The sequence below is a fragment of the Mesorhizobium sp. CC13 genome, assembly GCF_039907765.1.
In the GTDB taxonomy this organism is placed as follows: domain Bacteria; phylum Pseudomonadota; class Alphaproteobacteria; order Rhizobiales; family Rhizobiaceae; genus Aminobacter.
The window spans coordinates 242293-256955 of the sequence record NZ_JARDJI010000001.1 but is presented as its reverse complement, the minus strand read 5'-3'; the positions used below and the strand labels follow the sequence as shown (position 1 = coordinate 256955).

The following is a 14663-nucleotide window of genomic DNA, read 5'->3' as shown; positions in this document are numbered from 1 at the left end:
GGCCGCAGGTGCGGCCGTGCATTCCGGTTCCCCTGCACTCTGTCTGCATCAAAGGGGCTGCATCGGTGCGTTTCGTGTAGGCAGAGCATGTAACAATTGGACAACATTAGAATGTCCATTATTGTTCATTCGACTGTACCAATTCTGGAGACGCGTCTTGGCCAAGCAACTCGAAGGCCCGATCCTGCCGTTCCTTCGCTTGGATGCCGCGGCCGCCGTTCCGAAATTCCGCCAGGTGCAGGACCAGCTGCGCCAGGCGATCCTCAAGGGCCATCTGCGCCCAGGTACACGCCTGCCGGCAAGCCGCATCCTTTGCGAAGAAGTGGGCCTGTCACGCCAGACGCTGGTGCGGGTGCTGGAGAACCTCAAGGCGGAAGGATATCTCGAGGCGCGGCAGGGTGCGGGCACCTTCGTCTCGGCCGCCCTGCCGAGGCCGGCAGCAATACCACGCTGGCAGAAATCCTTGGCGAATGTACCGGACATGCCTCCACCCCGGCTGTCGCGGATCGGGGATCTCTCTCGGCAGATGTCGGCCGATATCGGCCAGTTCGAGCCAATGCCCTTCCTGCCTAACCGGCCGGCGATCGATCGCTTTCCCTTTGCCCTCTGGCGCAAATGCTGGAATTCGGTGACGCGCGGCGGCAAGGTCGCGGCCCTTGGCTACGGCGACCTTGGCGGCGAACTCATCCTGCGCCAGCGGATTGCCGAATATCTCGCCGTACACCGGCATGACCCCTGCGATCCCGAGCAGATCGTCATCACGCCTGGCGGGCACGCAGCCTTCACGCTCGCGGTGCTCGCGCTCGCAGATCCCGGCGACGGCATCTGGTTCGAGGATCCCGGTCCGGTGACTACTTACAATCTCTTCCACACGCTCGGCTTTCGCCTCTGCCTCACCGATGTGGATGGCGACGGGATGGATGTCGCCGGAGCGGCAGCGCGCTATCCCGGCGCCCGGCTCGCATTCGTCATGCCATCCCGGCACCATCCCCTCGGCGTGACGCTTTCGCTGCCACGCCGGCTTGCTCTTCTCGAATGGGCGCGAGCCAACGACGCCTGGATTCTCGAGGACGACTACGACAGCGAATTCCGTTATGACGGCGCACCGCTGCCATCCATACGCTCCATCGATAGTCATGACAGGGTCATCTATGCCGGCAGTTTCAGCAAGGCACTCTATCCAGGCGTACGCGTCGGCTACCTCGTTCTCCCGCCGCAGCTCGTGGGCACCTTCCGCAATCTCTCCGGACTGATCAATCGCAGCGTGCCGGTGGAGACCCAACTCGTATTGGCCGAATTCATCGGCGGAGGGCACTTTGCCAGCCATCTGCGTCGCATGCGCGGCCTATATGCCGAGCGCCGCGAGGCCTTCATCGACGCGGGAAAGGTCGCACTCGCCGGGCTTGCCAACATCGACTGTTCCGAAAGCGGGCTCAACGCGCTCGCCTGGCTGACGGACGGGCGCGACGACCGCGCGGTACGACAAGATGTGTTGGAGGCGGGCCTACAATGCTACCCGCTCTCGGACTATACTGTGGCGACACCGCGGCCCAGCGCGCTCATCCTCGGCTATGCGGGCGTGCCGACCGAGCGGATGAGGCCCTATCTCGCCCGCTTTGCCGAGGCGCTTTCCCGCTCGTGAGGCTGCCCGTGCGTCGCCGGGCGAGGCCCACCCCTGAGACGCGCAATCAGGCGACGGGACAGGGCCTCAATGAAAGGCGGCCAATCCTGAGGCACTTCAGGGTCCCCGTGATCTCGCTTGGCCACGATGTGGCCGATCGCCCGCAACATCGGCACCTCCGCTAGAACCGCGCCGCACGCACCGGGGTGCCGCTGCGTTGCGAGACGCCGACACCCGGAGCGACACCCACGGCAGCATTCGAGGCGGCGAGCAACGGCTTGCCGCGCACAATGTCGGATGCGCGCTCTGCCAGCATTATTGTCGGCGCGTTGAGGTTAGCGTTCGGTTCGGCGGGAAAGACAGAGCTGTCGACGACACGCAGCCCTTCGAGGCCGCGCACTTTGAGGTCGCTGTCCACCACCGCCATCGTGTCCTCACCCATGCGACAGGATCCGCACGGGTGGTAGGTGCTTTCCATGGTCTCGCGCACCCAGGCGTCGATCTCGTCATCGGTGCGCACGTTCGCACCAGGCGCGATTTCCTCACCGCGAAAGCGGTCGAAAGCCGGTTGAGCGATGATTTCACGGGTGAGCCGCAGGCAGCGCCGAAATCCTTCGCGGTCCTCCTCGCGATTGAGATAGTTGAACAGGATGTCCGGCTGCTCATGCGCCTCAGGCGAACGCAGACGCACATGACCACGGCTCTTCGGCTTGTTCGGCCCGGTCAGCACCATGAAGCCATGGCCATCGAGCGGCTTCTTGCCGTCATAGCGCATGGCCGCGGGCAGGAAGTGAAACTGGATATCGGGCCATTCGAGCGATGCATCGGAACGAATGAAACCGCCACTCTCGAAATGATTGGAGACCGAAAGCCCCTTCTTGAACAGCAGCCATTCGGCGCCGATCAGGGCGCGGCTCAGGAGCCCCATCTTGCCGTTGAGGGTGATCGGCTCCTTGCAGGCGTACTGAATATAGACCTCGGAATGGTCCTGGAGGTTTTCGCCGACGCCGGGCAGATCGTGCAGCACCTCGACACCCGCCTGCCGCAGCACCGACGCCGGGCCGATGCCGGAGCGTTGCAAAAGATGCGGCGAGCCGATCGGGCCGGAGGAAACAAGCACCTCTCGGCTCGCCTTGGCCACGACGCGTTCGCCGCCGAGTTCATACTCGACGCCGACGGCGCGCTTGCCTTCGAGCAGCACGCGCCGCGTCATGGCATGGGTGACGACGCTGAGGTTCGGCCGGTTCATCGCCGGCTTCAGATAGGCATTGGCGGTCGACCAGCGCACACCGTCCTTGACGGTCATGTGCATCGGGCCGAAACCTTCCTGCATATGGCCATTCGGATCTTCCGTCGTGATGTAGCCCGCCTCGTGGCCGGCATCGACGAAGGCCTTGTAAAGCGGGTTCTGCATCTTGTTGCCGGCATTGGTGGCAAGTGGGCCGGCGGCACCGCGATAGGCGTCGCCCCCGTCCCGCCAGCTTTCGGCGCGCTGGAAATAGGGCAGGCAGTTGGCATAGCGCCAGCCTCGCGCGCCCAGTTCCTCCCACTCGTCGAAATCGCGGGCATGGCCGCGCATATAGACGAGCCCATTGATCGAGGAGGAACCGCCAATGACCTTTCCGCGCGGGCAATGGACCCGACGACCATCGAGACCCGGCTCCGGCAGGGTCATGTATTTCCAGTTGTACTTGGTGCCGTTCATCGGGATGGACAACGCCGTCGGCATCTGGATGAAGATCGACTTGTCGCTGCCGCCATATTCGAGGACCAGGACCTTTGTCGTCGGGTCCTCGGAAAGGCGGTTGGCGAGCACACAGCCGGCTGATCCGGCGCCGATGATGATGTAGTCATAGGTCTCGGTCATGGCGGTATCCGGAGTTTACGGGTAGAGGCCCCAGCCGCGCCCGCGGGCGAAGAGCCGGGTCAGGACATAGTGGACCGCGCCTGCTGCAAGACAGGAGGGCACGGAGGCGGTCAGGTACTTGAAGGCCGGCACGCTCGCGAGCGTCTGCGGGTTGAAGATCATCACATAGACGATGAAGCCGACGGCAAGTGCTGCGAGCCCGATCGGGTTGAAACCCGCCCAGAAACGATAGGGGCCGTTTTCCTGCGGGCCATGCAGGCTGCGCATGTCCAGCTTCTGGCCGCGCAGGAAGAAGTAATCGGCGATGCCGATGCCGGCGAGCGCGGAATTGAGCGCCGACGTCCAGACGAGGAAGATGAAGAAGCCGTCATACATCTGCGGATAGAAGATCACGAGGCCAAGCGGGATGAGGCAGAACAGGAAGAGGATCGTGCCCCAGGAAATGGCTCGAACCGACGCCGTTCCCACCTGCCTGAGACCGACGATGGAGGTGTAGAGGATGTTCGCCATCGAGGTCATGTTGGCGAAGGCAACAAAGAGCAGCGCGATGATGCCGATCATCGGGCCAGCGATCTTGGTCATCCAGATCGTCGGGTCGCTTTCGCCAAGGGCCACGGCGGCGAGCAGGCCGACGATCTCGCCGAGCGCGGCAGCGCCGAAGATGCCGAGGATGTTCGGCCAGAAGGCGGTGCGCTCGTTCTTGGTGAGACGCGCGAGGTTGCCGATGTAGGGCCACCAGGAGAAACCAGCGGCAAGATTGACCTCGACGGCAATGATGAAGTTTAGCGTGTCGTCCTCGAAAGGCGGGGCAAGCGCCGGCATCGCCAGGAGTTCGGCAAAGGAACGGTTCTGCAGGATGAGGTAGAGCATCACGATCATCAGGATCACCAGCGCGGGCGAGACGACCATGTTGAAGAACTTGATCGAAGTCGGTCCCTTGGCGACGATGAACCAGGTGACGAGGATCGCGCCAACGGCGGCGATGACCATCTTGATGCCGGTCGGACTGGCCGCCTCACCTGCGCTCAGCGCCGCGAGACCATCGATCGAGCGGCCGAACATCATGGCGAGCACGGCAAGCCAGCCCATGGTGAGCACGACGACGGCAAGTACGTAAACGACGCGACTGCCGTTATAGCCGAACTGGCTGCGCAGCGCGACGAACTGTTCGATGCCATAGCGCCCGGAAAGGGGTGTGGTGGCAAGCGCCGTCAGCACGACACCGACGACGTTGCCGATGACGATGGCGGCTATGCCTTCCTTCGGCCCGACAAAGAGGCCGATGGCCCCCCCGATCAGGAAGGCCCAGGTAGCGATGGCGAGTGCGGAGTTGGCGTAGGTGAACTCCCAGAAGCCCCAGAGCCTTTCGGACGGCAGCAGCGGCGCGTCGCCGCGTTCCGCGGCCTCGCGATTGCGGGCGGCCTCCTGACGTTCGGCGGCAGCAGCCGCAAATCCCGCATTGGCGACGTGGTCGGTCATCTCACGCCCCCCAGATCCAGAATCCGGCGACCAGAACGAGCGTCAGAACGGTCATTCCGGCGTAATCGAGCGTGGTCATCACGCCCTCGAAACGGCCGCCAGCCTCGATATCCTCATAGATGCGGGCGCGCCGCTCGAGTTCTTTCTGCCAGGCGATGTCGGTTTCCATCGTCGTTCCCCTTTCGCGTCGCGCCTTCGGCGTCTGTCCGCGATGCATGCGGCTCCATCAGCCGCGGATCCTGCCAACCGGCCGCCCATGGGCGACGGCCGGAGAATTGCTCATCGGGCGCCCAGCCTCATGGCAGCGTGATCCACACGGCCTTCGTCTCCATCAGGTAGTCGAGCTGCTCGGGTCCCAGATCCTTGCCAAAGCCCGAGGCCTTGAACCCGCCGAAGGGCATGGAAGGATCGATCGTGCTGTGGGCATTGACGTAGATCGAACCCGCCTGCAGACGCGGGATCAGCCCGTGCACCCGCGACAGGTCGTTCGAGTAGACCGCGGCCGCCAGGCCGAACGGCGTGTCATTGGCCAGCGCAACCGCATCGTCGAGATCATCGAAGGCGTCGGTCACCAATACGGGGCCGAAGATCTCCTCGCGCACGATCGTCATTTCAGGCTTGCAGTGTGCGAAGATGGCCGGCTCGATGAAGTGGCCTGGCCGGTCGAGGCTTGTGCCGCCATGGATCAGCTCGGCGCCTTCCCGGCGGCCGGCCTCGATGTAGGATGAGACGACCTTCTTCTGCTGCGCCGATACCAGTGGGCCGATGTAGCAATCGCGGTCTAGGCCAGGCGCTATCTTGAGCGCCTTGGTGACTGCGACCAGTTCGTCAAGGAAAGCGTCGTGCACCGAACGCTGGACGTAGACGCGCGTGCCTGCGTCGCAGACCTGACCTGAATTGAAGAACACGCCGTTCACCACCGCCTGGGCCGCGCTGGCGAGGTCGGCATCGTCGAGAACAAGCACCGGCGACTTGCCGCCGAGTTCCAGCGTGACATGCTTGAGATTGCCGACGGCGGTACGACCGACCTCCTGCCCGACTGGCGTCGAGCCGGTAAAGGTGACCTTGTCGATACCGGGATGCGTCGACATGGCGGCGCCGATCACGCTGCCCCGGCCGGTCACGATGTTGACGACACCGTCGGGGATGCCGGCCTCCTGCACCAGTTCGGCAAAGCGCAGGGTGGAGAGCGAAGTCAGTTCGGCCGGCTTGACGATGACGGTGCAGCCGACCGCCAGCGCTGCCGCGAGCTTCCAGGCCATTGTCTGGAGCGGAAAGTTCCACGGCACGATGGCCGCGACTACGCCCAGCGGCTCCTTGCGGGTGTAAGCGAGATAGTTGCCGGGAATGGACGGCTCGACGGTGCGCCCGTGCAACTTGGAAGGCCAGCCGGCGAAATAGCGGAACGTATCGACAGTGCCCTGGATGTCGATCTCGCGGGCAAAGGTCACCGACTTGCCCATGTCGATCGCCTCGATTTCCGCCAGTTCGTCTGCATGCAGTTCGATCAGGTCGGCAAGACGGTGGAGCAGGCGCTCGCGCTCGAGCGGCTTGAGGCGGCGCCAGGCCCCGCCATCGAACTGGCGTCGGGCGGCCAGGACGGCCCGGTCGAGATCCTCCGTCGTGCCGGCAGGCGCGCGGCTGACCAGACCGCCGGTCGAGGGCTCGAAAATGTCGAAGGTCGCGCCGTTGCCGCTATCGACCCAAGCGCCGTCGATGAACATCTTCTGCGGTTTCGCCAGAAACCGCCGCGTCGCGTCGCTGACACCATGTTGGTCGAGATAATTTCGGACGTTGTCGTCCATGTGTCCTTCCTCCTCAGCCAGGCGCCGCAAGCGGCCGACTCTCCCAGGTTCTTCTGTCAGCGTTGTTTTGGCCTGGCATGCATGACACGGCCGATGAGGTTCATCAGCACCTGTGCCGCCAGGATCGAGGTGCCGCCGGTATGGTCGTAGTCGGGGGCCACCTCGACCAGGTCGATGCCGACGATGGTGCCGCGCTTGGCCAGAGCCGCCAGGATCTCCAGCACCTCGTAATAGATGAAGCCGCCATGCGAGGGCGTGCCGGTGCCCGGCGCAATCGACGGGTCGAAGCCGTCGATGTCGATGGTGACGTAATAGCGCGCGTCGGCGGGCACGCGCTCGGCAACGGCAGCGCTTCCAAGCGCGCGGATCTGGCGGACCGAGAGAATGTCGGAGCCCATCTTGCGCGCGTCCTCATAGCCCTCCTTGGCGGTGGACGAGACGTTGCGGATGCCGAGCTGCGACAGGCCGCTGACATAGGGCTTTTCCGCCGCGCGCCGCATCGGGTTGCCGTGGCCGTAACGCACGCCGTGGCGCTCGTCGACGAAGTCGAGATGGGCGTCGATCTGCACGATGTGGATCGGGCCGTTCTTCGTGCAGTCGTCGGAGAAGGCGTTGATGCATGGAATGTTGACGGAATGATCGCCGCCCAGCACCACCGGCAGCGCGCCGGCTGCCAGGATCTTGCGCACGCCGAACTCGATGTTGGTGTGGCTTTTCATGGTGTCGGTGTGGACGATGTCGGCGTCGCCGATGTCGACGATGGAGACCTCGCCGCTGGGCAGGTAGGTGACGTCGTCCTCATGGTCATAGGCGCCGCCGTGACCGAAGGAGAACAGCGTCGAAGCTTCGCGGATCGAGCGCGGCCCGAAGCGGGTGCCGGCCCGCCATTGCGTGCCGCAGTCGAAGGGCGCGCCGAGGATCGCCACGTCAGCGTCGATAGCGTCCCAATCCGGCTGATAGGGATATTTCCCGAACGTGCAGATGCCGACGAACGGCAGGTTCAGGCGTCCGGAATCGTAGGAATTGCTGGCCATGTACCCTCCTCCAAAGGTCGGAGGAGTGTGCCAAATGCATATACATTTAAAAGTATCTATGATTGGATGTTTACTTGTGCATTAATCAATGAATGATCAACAAGGTCCGCCACCGCGTCCTCAACCTTTCGCTCGGCGATGCGGAACTCAGGCTTCTGCGTGTCTTCGCCTCCGTCGTGCAGCATGGCGGCTTTTCCGCGGCGCAATCAGCGCTCGGCATGACCCAGGCGACGATCTCCACCCATATGCGGCACCTGGAGGAACGGCTGAGCCTGCGCCTGTGCAGCCGCGGGCGCGGCGGCTTCCTGCTCACCGACGAGGGGCGGCTCGTCTATGACGCAGCACTCGAACTCTTTGGATCGCTCGAAAAATTCCAGAGCCGCATCGGCGAGGCGCAAGGGGAACTGACGGGCAACCTCAGCTTCGGCACCGTCGATGCCATGATCACCAATACGGAGCTCGACCTGCAGGGGGCACTGGCCGCCTTTCACCGCGCTGCCCCGCGCGTTCATCTCGAAATCGACGTGGCCGCGCCGCAAGTGCTGCACCAGGGCCTGCTGAACGGGGCCTACCAGATCGTATTGATGCCGTCGGTCGGCAGCGTCACGCCGCATTTCCGTACCCAGCCGGTCTTCTCCGAGGTCCAGAAGCTCTACTGTGCCGAGGGCCATGCGCTGTTTGCCGTTGCCGACGCCGACCTTACGGACGATCGCCTCTCTACCCAGCCCTTCGCCGGCCGCACTTACATGCTGAACGAGACGATCTGCGGAGTGAACTTCACCTGGGCAGCCGCGACACCTCACATGGAAGGTACGCTGCTGCTGCTGCTCTCCGGCGCCTATATCGGCTTCCTGCCCGACCATTATGCCGACGAATGGGTCCGCACCGGCCGCCTGCGCGTGCTGGCACCCGACCGCATGGTTTTCGAGGATATGTTCCACATAGCCTATCCGCGCAACAAGCCTTCTCGCGCCGCCGAAACGCTGGCGCAGACCATCACGGAATCGGTGCGCAAGCCGCACTGACATCAATCCGGGTCCCCGCCTTTCGACATCGCCGCCCTGGCCTTTGATGATTGCGCCATCGTCCTTCTGATGGCCCTGAGCGAACGCGGCTTGACTCCATTCGAAACGCTTCATATTAAATTGTAGGCCTAACCCTACAATTTAATGTCATGTCTCAATCGCCGCCACCTTCAACTGCCGCATTGCCGCTGGCCGACCTGCCGCCGCGTGACGTCGCTGTTCGCCGCCTGCACCATCCCGGGCGCTGGATCAGCGGCGGCATCGTGCTTCTGCAGCTGGCTGTCATCGGCCGTGCATTTGCGGTCGGGCAGATCCAATGGCCGGTGGTCGGAGAGTTCCTGACGGCGGGCGTCATCGTGACCGGCTTCGGATGGACGCTGCTGATCTCGGCTGTGGCATTGGCGCTCGGCGTGGCCCTCGGCTTCGCCTTCGGCATCATGCGGCTGTCGGCAAATCCGATCCTGCGTTTCGCCGCCTGGCTTTATGTCTGGGTGTTCCGCGGGACGCCGGTTCTGCTGCAGTTGCTCATCTGGTTCAACATCGCGCTGGTCTTCCCGCGGCTCTACATTCCCGGCCTCGTCGACGCACGCATGGTCGACGTGGTGACGCCTTTCGTCGCCGCCGTGCTCGGCCTCGGCGTCAACGAGGGCTCCTATCTGACGGAAGTGGTGCGCGGCGGTATCGCCTCGGTTGACCGTGGCCAGACGGAAGCAGCCCATACGCTCGGCATGACGCCTGGCCAGACGATGCGTCGCATCATCCTGCCGCAGACGCTGCGGCTGATCCTGCCCGTGCTCGGCAACAGCGCCATCGGCATGCTGAAGTTCTCCTCGCTCGCCGCCACCATCGCCATGGGCGAGATGCTGAACGCTGCGCAACGCATCTATTTCATCAATGGCGCGGTCATCGAACTGCTGTTCGTCTGCGCCGTCTGGTATCTCGCCGGAACCACCGTCCTCTCCATAGGCCAGTATTACCTCGAACGTCACTTTGGCCGCGATGCTACGGCAGCCACCGGCCAGCGCAGCTGGTTCAAGGGCTGGGCGCGCAAGGCCGTCGCCGGGGGGCAGGCATGAGCCTCGCGGTCAAGGCGGTTGGTATCCGCAAGAGTTTCGGCGAACACGAGGTCCTCAAGGGCCTCGACCTGGAAGTCGCCTATGGCGAGGTTCTCTGCATCCTGGGCCCTTCCGGCAGTGGGAAGAGCACCTTCCTGCGCTGCATAAACCATCTGGAGACGCCCAATGGCGGCTATGTCTGGGTCGACGGCGCCATCATGGGCTACCAGTACGCCAACGGCGCCCTCCAGGAGTTGCCGGTGAAGCGCCTGCGCGCCCAGCAAAGCCAGCTCGGCATGGTGTTCCAGCATTTCAACCTGTTCGCCCACCGCACGGTGCTGGGCAATGTCATCGAAGGGCCGATGGTTGTGCGCGGCCTCAAGCGCGCCGAGGCGGAGGCCCGCGCCATGGAGCTTCTGGAACAGGTCGGCATGGCCGGCAAGGCATCTAGCTATCCCTCCCAGCTTTCCGGCGGCCAGAAGCAGCGCGTGGCAATCGCGCGCGCTCTCGCCATGGAGCCACGGGTCATGCTGTTCGACGAGCCTACCAGCGCGCTCGACCCGGAACTGGTCGGCGAGGTGCTCGAGGTGATGCGCACGCTGGCCCGCGGCGGCACCACCATGATCGTCGTCACCCACGAGATCGGCTTTGCCCGTGAGGTTGCCGACCGCGTCGTGGTGATGATCGACGGCGAAATCCGCGAAATCGGGGCCCCGGGCGACGTACTCAGCAGCCCTGCAGATCCACGCGTGCGCTCGTTCCTGAGCCGCGTGCTCGCCTGACCCTTTCAGTCCAACAAATGGGAGTACGGACAATGAAGAGAATGCTACCGATGGTTCTGGGGTTCGCCTCCGCCACATTCGTCAGCCTGGCGGGTGCGGCAAGCGCCGCCGGTGACGAAAAGCTGGCGGCCGCCTTGCCCGAGACCGTGCGTTCGGCCGGCAAGTTGAACGTCACGATCAGCCTCGCCTACCCGCCGATGGAATACAGCGATGCAGGCTCGAACGAGCTGAAGGGCTTCGACATCGATCTCGCCAAGGCCATCGCCGAACGCCTCGGCCTGACGGCGGAGTTCCAGAACGTCGAGTTTCCGCAGCTCATCCCGCAGGTCGTCACCGGCCGTTCGGACCTGATCATGACGGCGTTTTCCGACAAGGTCGAACGCCAGGCCCAGCTCGATTTCATCGACTACTTCAAGACCGGCAACGTCTTCTATTCGAGCACCGACCATCAGGGCGAAATCAAGACCGAGGCCGACCTGTGCGGCAAGACGGTGGCCGTGGCGACAGGCACGAGCTGGGTCACCTGGGCCGAAGAACTCGGCAAGTCCATCTGCCCGGCAGACAAGCTGATCACCGTCATCCAGATCCCGACCCAGGCCGAACACATCATGCAGATCCGCCAGGGCCGCGCCCAGGCGTCTGTCATCGGTCTCGAAGGCCTGCTCGACCTGATGAAGCAGGAGCCGGGCAAGTTCTACCAGATCGGCCAGGTCGGCGACGTCAACCACTACGGCATCGCTTTCGCCAAGGCGAACGGCGAATTGCGCGACGCCGTATTGGCCACGCTCGACGCGCTCAAGGCCGACGGAACTTATGCACAGATCCTCGACCGCCACGGCTTGAAAGAGGCTGGCGTGGAAGAGTTCAAGATAAACGGATCCACAATGTAACGGTACCGCGCCGGAGCCGCCCTTGACCCAACCTTCCACACCAGATGCCGCAATGACGGGCGAACGCCCCGATGCCAGGCTGTCGCGCTTTCGCCTCGATCCCTATTCGGGCGAACAGCTCTACCGCCAGCTCCATCGGGCGTTGCGCGCCGCCATCCTGAGCGGCGATTTCTCCGAGGGGGAGGCCATTCCTTCGGAGAACCAGTTGCGCGACCAGTTCGGTATCGCCCGAACGACGGTGCGCAATGCGATGGCGCTTCTGGTGTCGGAAGGACTGGTTCAACAGGCACGAGGCCGGGGCACGATCGTCTCGCATCGACCGATAAGCCACAACATCTGGAACTTCGGCAGCTTCACGGAACTGGCACGCCGGCAAGGCCTGCGACCGGTAACGCAGGTGCTGGAGCACCGGGTGGAAAACGGCGAGCTGCTTCTGGTGCGCGCCCGCGGCCTTGCCAATGGCGAGACGATCAACTGGCTGAACGTCGACACGTCCCAGCTCGACCTCGCGCTTTATCCAGGTATCGAGAATTACGATTTCGCGGCGCAATCGCTCTACGAGGTTTTGCGCCGCGATTATGACCGCCATCCACTGCGTTCGGAACTGCTGCTCACCGTCGTGCCGCCGTCCGATCGACTGCGAGCGGTTTTCGGCTCGGTGCCTGAGGTGCCTGGCTACCTTTGCGCCAGCGGGGACGTGCTCGACGCGGACGACCGATTGGTCGAGCGCACGTCGATCGTCTACTCGCCGGCAGTCCAGATGAAATTCGCCACCCGCTGGGGACGCGATACCGCGCCTGCCTGAAGGCGGCGCGCAGGAGAAGAAGACATGAGCCGTCTTGGTGAGACATTCCCAACCGTAAAGCCGATCCTCGGCATGCTGCACCTTGCCGGTGACGGCCCTGCTGCAAAGCTTGCCCAGGCCGAGGAAGAAGCCCGCATCATGGCGGGTGAAGGCGTCGACGGGCTGGTGGTGGAGAACTATTTCGGCGAGGCCGATGACGTCGAGCGCGTGCTCGACCGCCTGTGCGGACTCGATCTCGGTGCGAAGATCGGTGTCAACGTGCTGCGCGACGATGCGCGCGCCTTCGCGCTGGCAAAGCGCTACCCGATCGCCTTCATCCAGGTCGATTCCGTCGCCGGCCACCTGCCGCCGGAAGCCGACGGCCCCTTCGCGACGGGTCTCGCAGAAAGACGCGCAAGCGTGTCCGCATTGCTGCTCGGCGGCGTGCGCTTCAAATACCAGCCTGTCCTTTCCGGCCGTCCGGAAGAAGAGGACGTTCGCATCGGTGCATCTCGCTGCGACGGTCTAGTCGTGACGTCAGACGCCACCGGGCAGCCGACAGACATGGACAAGGTAGCGCGCTTCCGCGCCGCCACCGGCGGCACCGTCCCGCTCTTCATCGGCGCCGGCCTGACCGAGGCGAATGCCGCCGAGCAGCTCGCCTCGGCTGACGGCGCAGTGGTCGGCAGCTGGTTCAAACATGACCACAAGGATACCGGTCGCGTCGAGGCGCCGCATGTTGCACGCCTGATGCGCGCCGTCCGTTCGCTCAGGAGTGCTGCATGAGCGTGCCGCACGCAGTCGTCGCTCAGCCCGTGACGCAAGAGAATTTTGCACCCTACGGCAAGGTCTACGATCTTATGGGCGACACGGATGCCGCCGTGATCTGGACAGCCGGCGACGGCTGGCGTGACGGGTTCACTCGCATGCCGCTGATCGAGGGCGCAGGGCATCTCGGCATCACCCGCGGCGGCGGCGCGCCGTGGTCCTGCACGGCAATGGAACGGCATCCCGGAACTGAGGAAGCGATCTTCTGCGCCGCCGAACCGGTCATTCTCGCCGTAGCCCCCGCATCGGTCGCCGGCGCGCCGCACCGCGACGACATCGAAGCCTTCGTGATCACCCCTGGCCAGGCGGTGGTGATGCACCGCAATGTCTGGCACGACGCATGCCGGGGACTTTCAGGCCCGGCGCCCTACTACTGGATGGCGATCTGCGGCCTCGGAGAGAGCCCCTGGGTGCCGGTCGAGGGCGGACCGCGTCAGGTGCAGGCTCCGCAAGGACAGCTGCGATGACCACCTTCTTCATCGGCGACGTCGCGCTCGACGAATATTACACCGCCGATCGCTGGCCGGGCCGAGCCGACAAGGGCATGGTCAGGGAACTGCCGGCCGAGATCGGCGGCTCCATCGCCAACGCCGCCGTCGTGCACGCGGCGCTCGGCGGCGAAACCCAGTTCATTTCGCTGCTCAATGACAGCCCCTTGTCGCGCCGCCTGATCGATGACCTCAGGCAGAATGGCGTCGGCGCCGACCATATGCTGATCGACCCCACAATCGCGGAGTCCCGCAACCTGATCTTCCTCATCGACGGCGAGCATGTCGTGCTGACCGTGGAAATGGGCGAGCAACCGATGTGGCTGGCGGCCTCGACCTTGGCGGCCTTGCGCCAACCCGGCTTCCTCTACACGTCGCTCTACCGCGTCCGCCGGCTTCACGCCCAGACCGAACAGGGCCTGCTCAAGCAGGCAGATCTCGTCGCCGATCTGCGGCACAACCGGCGCCGCGCCATCTTCGACTTGGACGTCGGCGGCTGCACGCCCGAAGACATGGACTATCTTGCAGGTGCAGCAGTCGTCATCTTCAACCAGGTCGGCTTCCGGGCCACCTTCGGTCACGACGACATTTCCCGCATCGGCGATTGGATCGGCGATCACCAGATCGGCTGGGTGGTGCGCACACTGGCGGCTGAAGGCGCCGAGGCGTCGGACGGCCAAGCACGCCTGCAGGCAGCCGGCTACCCCGTCAGCGTGGTCGACGTGACCGGTGCCGGCGATACTTTCGGCGGGGCGCTGACCTGGTGCCTGACTCAGGGCCAGAGCTTCGCCGATGCACTGGATTTCTCCATCGCCGCCGCCTCACGTTCGGTCACGATCCATGGCCCGCGCGGCGGCAAGGCCGGCGCGAACACCGTGCGTGCCTGGCGCGAGGAAAACCGTCGACCATAAGGCACCCCGAGCCGGACATGTCGGCGGCAAGCAGGAGGTCACATAGACCTTCTCAGTGGCCGCCCTGCCTGAACTGGAATTCCGCTGACGGCGG

At 64.3% G+C, this 14663-nt stretch carries 14 protein-coding genes; 9 read left to right on the top strand and 5 right to left on the bottom strand.

Going from position 1 to position 14663, the window contains the following annotated elements; genetic code table 11:
- Positions 1–157 precede the first annotated feature (157 nt).
- Positions 158–1642 carry a PLP-dependent aminotransferase family protein gene (locus tag PV773_RS01245; RefSeq protein ID WP_347964581.1) on the top strand — a complete coding sequence of 495 codons (1485 nt, stop codon included), beginning with the start codon at positions 158–160 and terminating at the stop codon, positions 1640–1642.
- A 160-nt stretch (positions 1643–1802) separates the two neighbouring features.
- On the opposite strand, the gene betA is transcribed toward PV773_RS01245, so the two are convergent.
- The 5 genes from betA to speB all read right to left on the bottom strand — a co-directional run bounded on the left by betA (position 1803) and on the right by speB (position 7806).
- Complete coding sequence (betA, locus tag PV773_RS01240; RefSeq protein ID WP_347964580.1) at positions 1803–3488, bottom strand: choline dehydrogenase; 1686 nt, start codon at positions 3486–3488, stop codon at positions 1803–1805.
- A 15-nt stretch (positions 3489–3503) separates the two neighbouring features.
- Positions 3504–4967: a cytosine permease gene (locus tag PV773_RS01235; RefSeq protein WP_347964579.1), complete on the bottom strand. Its 1464-nt coding sequence runs from the start codon at positions 4965–4967 to the stop codon at positions 3504–3506.
- Position 4968: 1 nt separating this feature from the next.
- Entirely contained in the window at positions 4969–5136 is a 168-nt protein-coding gene (locus tag PV773_RS01230) for a hypothetical protein (RefSeq protein WP_347964578.1), read from the bottom strand.
- A 127-nt stretch (positions 5137–5263) separates the two neighbouring features.
- Complete coding sequence (locus PV773_RS01225) at positions 5264–6772, bottom strand: aldehyde dehydrogenase family protein (protein ID WP_347964577.1); 1509 nt, start codon at positions 6770–6772, stop codon at positions 5264–5266.
- Positions 6773–6828: 56 nt separating this feature from the next.
- Positions 6829–7806 carry an agmatinase gene (gene speB, locus PV773_RS01220; RefSeq protein ID WP_347964576.1) on the bottom strand — a complete coding sequence of 326 codons (978 nt, stop codon included), beginning with the start codon at positions 7804–7806 and terminating at the stop codon, positions 6829–6831.
- A gap of 92 nt (positions 7807–7898) precedes the next feature.
- Between speB and PV773_RS01215 the strand changes: the two genes are divergently transcribed.
- The 8 genes from PV773_RS01215 to PV773_RS01180 all read left to right on the top strand — a co-directional run bounded on the left by PV773_RS01215 (position 7899) and on the right by PV773_RS01180 (position 14569).
- Positions 7899–8831 (top strand): LysR family transcriptional regulator, encoded by a 933-nt coding sequence (locus PV773_RS01215; protein ID WP_347964575.1) that lies wholly within the window; start codon positions 7899–7901, stop codon positions 8829–8831.
- A 149-nt stretch (positions 8832–8980) separates the two neighbouring features.
- Positions 8981–9907 carry an amino acid ABC transporter permease gene (locus tag PV773_RS01210; protein ID WP_347964574.1) on the top strand — a complete coding sequence of 309 codons (927 nt, stop codon included), beginning with the start codon at positions 8981–8983 and terminating at the stop codon, positions 9905–9907.
- Positions 9904–10668, top strand: a complete 765-nt coding sequence (locus PV773_RS01205; RefSeq protein ID WP_347964573.1) for an amino acid ABC transporter ATP-binding protein — start codon at positions 9904–9906, stop codon at positions 10666–10668. The genes PV773_RS01210 and PV773_RS01205 overlap by 4 nt, the downstream gene beginning before the upstream one ends.
- A 32-nt stretch (positions 10669–10700) precedes the next feature.
- The gene (locus tag PV773_RS01200) at positions 10701–11558 is read left to right on the top strand and encodes an ABC transporter substrate-binding protein (protein ID WP_347964572.1); all 858 of its coding nucleotides are present in this window, start codon (positions 10701–10703) and stop codon (positions 11556–11558) included.
- 52 nt (positions 11559–11610) lie between these two features.
- Positions 11611–12363, top strand: coding sequence for a GntR family transcriptional regulator (locus PV773_RS01195; RefSeq protein WP_347964571.1), 753 nt, complete (start codon positions 11611–11613; stop codon positions 12361–12363).
- Positions 12364–12387: 24 nt separating this feature from the next.
- Positions 12388–13128 carry a BtpA/SgcQ family protein gene (locus PV773_RS01190; RefSeq protein WP_347964570.1) on the top strand — a complete coding sequence of 247 codons (741 nt, stop codon included), beginning with the start codon at positions 12388–12390 and terminating at the stop codon, positions 13126–13128.
- Entirely contained in the window at positions 13125–13637 is a 513-nt protein-coding gene (locus PV773_RS01185) for an ureidoglycolate lyase (protein WP_347964569.1), read from the top strand. Before PV773_RS01190 ends, PV773_RS01185 begins: the two co-directional genes overlap by 4 nt.
- Complete coding sequence (locus PV773_RS01180) at positions 13634–14569, top strand: carbohydrate kinase family protein (RefSeq protein WP_347964568.1); 936 nt, start codon at positions 13634–13636, stop codon at positions 14567–14569. The genes PV773_RS01185 and PV773_RS01180 overlap by 4 nt, the downstream gene beginning before the upstream one ends.
- Positions 14570–14663 lie beyond the last annotated feature (94 nt).

Bases quoted from the DNA above. Each gene is read 5' to 3' on its own strand.
- betA (WP_347964580.1), bottom strand. From the start codon at position 3,488: ATGACCGAGACCTATGACTACATCATCATCGGCGCCGGATCAGCCGGC.
- PV773_RS01225 (WP_347964577.1), bottom strand. From the start codon at position 6,772: ATGGACGACAACGTCCGAAATTATCTCGACCAACATGGTGTCAGCGAC.
- speB (WP_347964576.1), bottom strand. From the start codon at position 7,806: ATGGCCAGCAATTCCTACGATTCCGGACGCCTGAACCTGCCGTTCGTC.
- PV773_RS01185 (WP_347964569.1), top strand. From the start codon at position 13,125: ATGAGCGTGCCGCACGCAGTCGTCGCTCAGCCCGTGACGCAAGAGAAT.
- PV773_RS01180 (WP_347964568.1), top strand. From the start codon at position 13,634: ATGACCACCTTCTTCATCGGCGACGTCGCGCTCGACGAATATTACACC.
- PV773_RS01195 (WP_347964571.1), top strand. From the start codon at position 11,611: ATGACGGGCGAACGCCCCGATGCCAGGCTGTCGCGCTTTCGCCTCGAT.
- PV773_RS01235 (WP_347964579.1), bottom strand. From the start codon at position 4,967: ATGACCGACCACGTCGCCAATGCGGGATTTGCGGCTGCTGCCGCCGAA.
- PV773_RS01190 (WP_347964570.1), top strand. From the start codon at position 12,388: ATGAGCCGTCTTGGTGAGACATTCCCAACCGTAAAGCCGATCCTCGGC.
- PV773_RS01215 (WP_347964575.1), top strand. From the start codon at position 7,899: ATGATCAACAAGGTCCGCCACCGCGTCCTCAACCTTTCGCTCGGCGAT.
- PV773_RS01230 (WP_347964578.1), bottom strand. From the start codon at position 5,136: ATGGAAACCGACATCGCCTGGCAGAAAGAACTCGAGCGGCGCGCCCGC.
- PV773_RS01200 (WP_347964572.1), top strand. From the start codon at position 10,701: ATGAAGAGAATGCTACCGATGGTTCTGGGGTTCGCCTCCGCCACATTC.
- PV773_RS01210 (WP_347964574.1), top strand. From the start codon at position 8,981: ATGTCTCAATCGCCGCCACCTTCAACTGCCGCATTGCCGCTGGCCGAC.
- PV773_RS01205 (WP_347964573.1), top strand. From the start codon at position 9,904: ATGAGCCTCGCGGTCAAGGCGGTTGGTATCCGCAAGAGTTTCGGCGAA.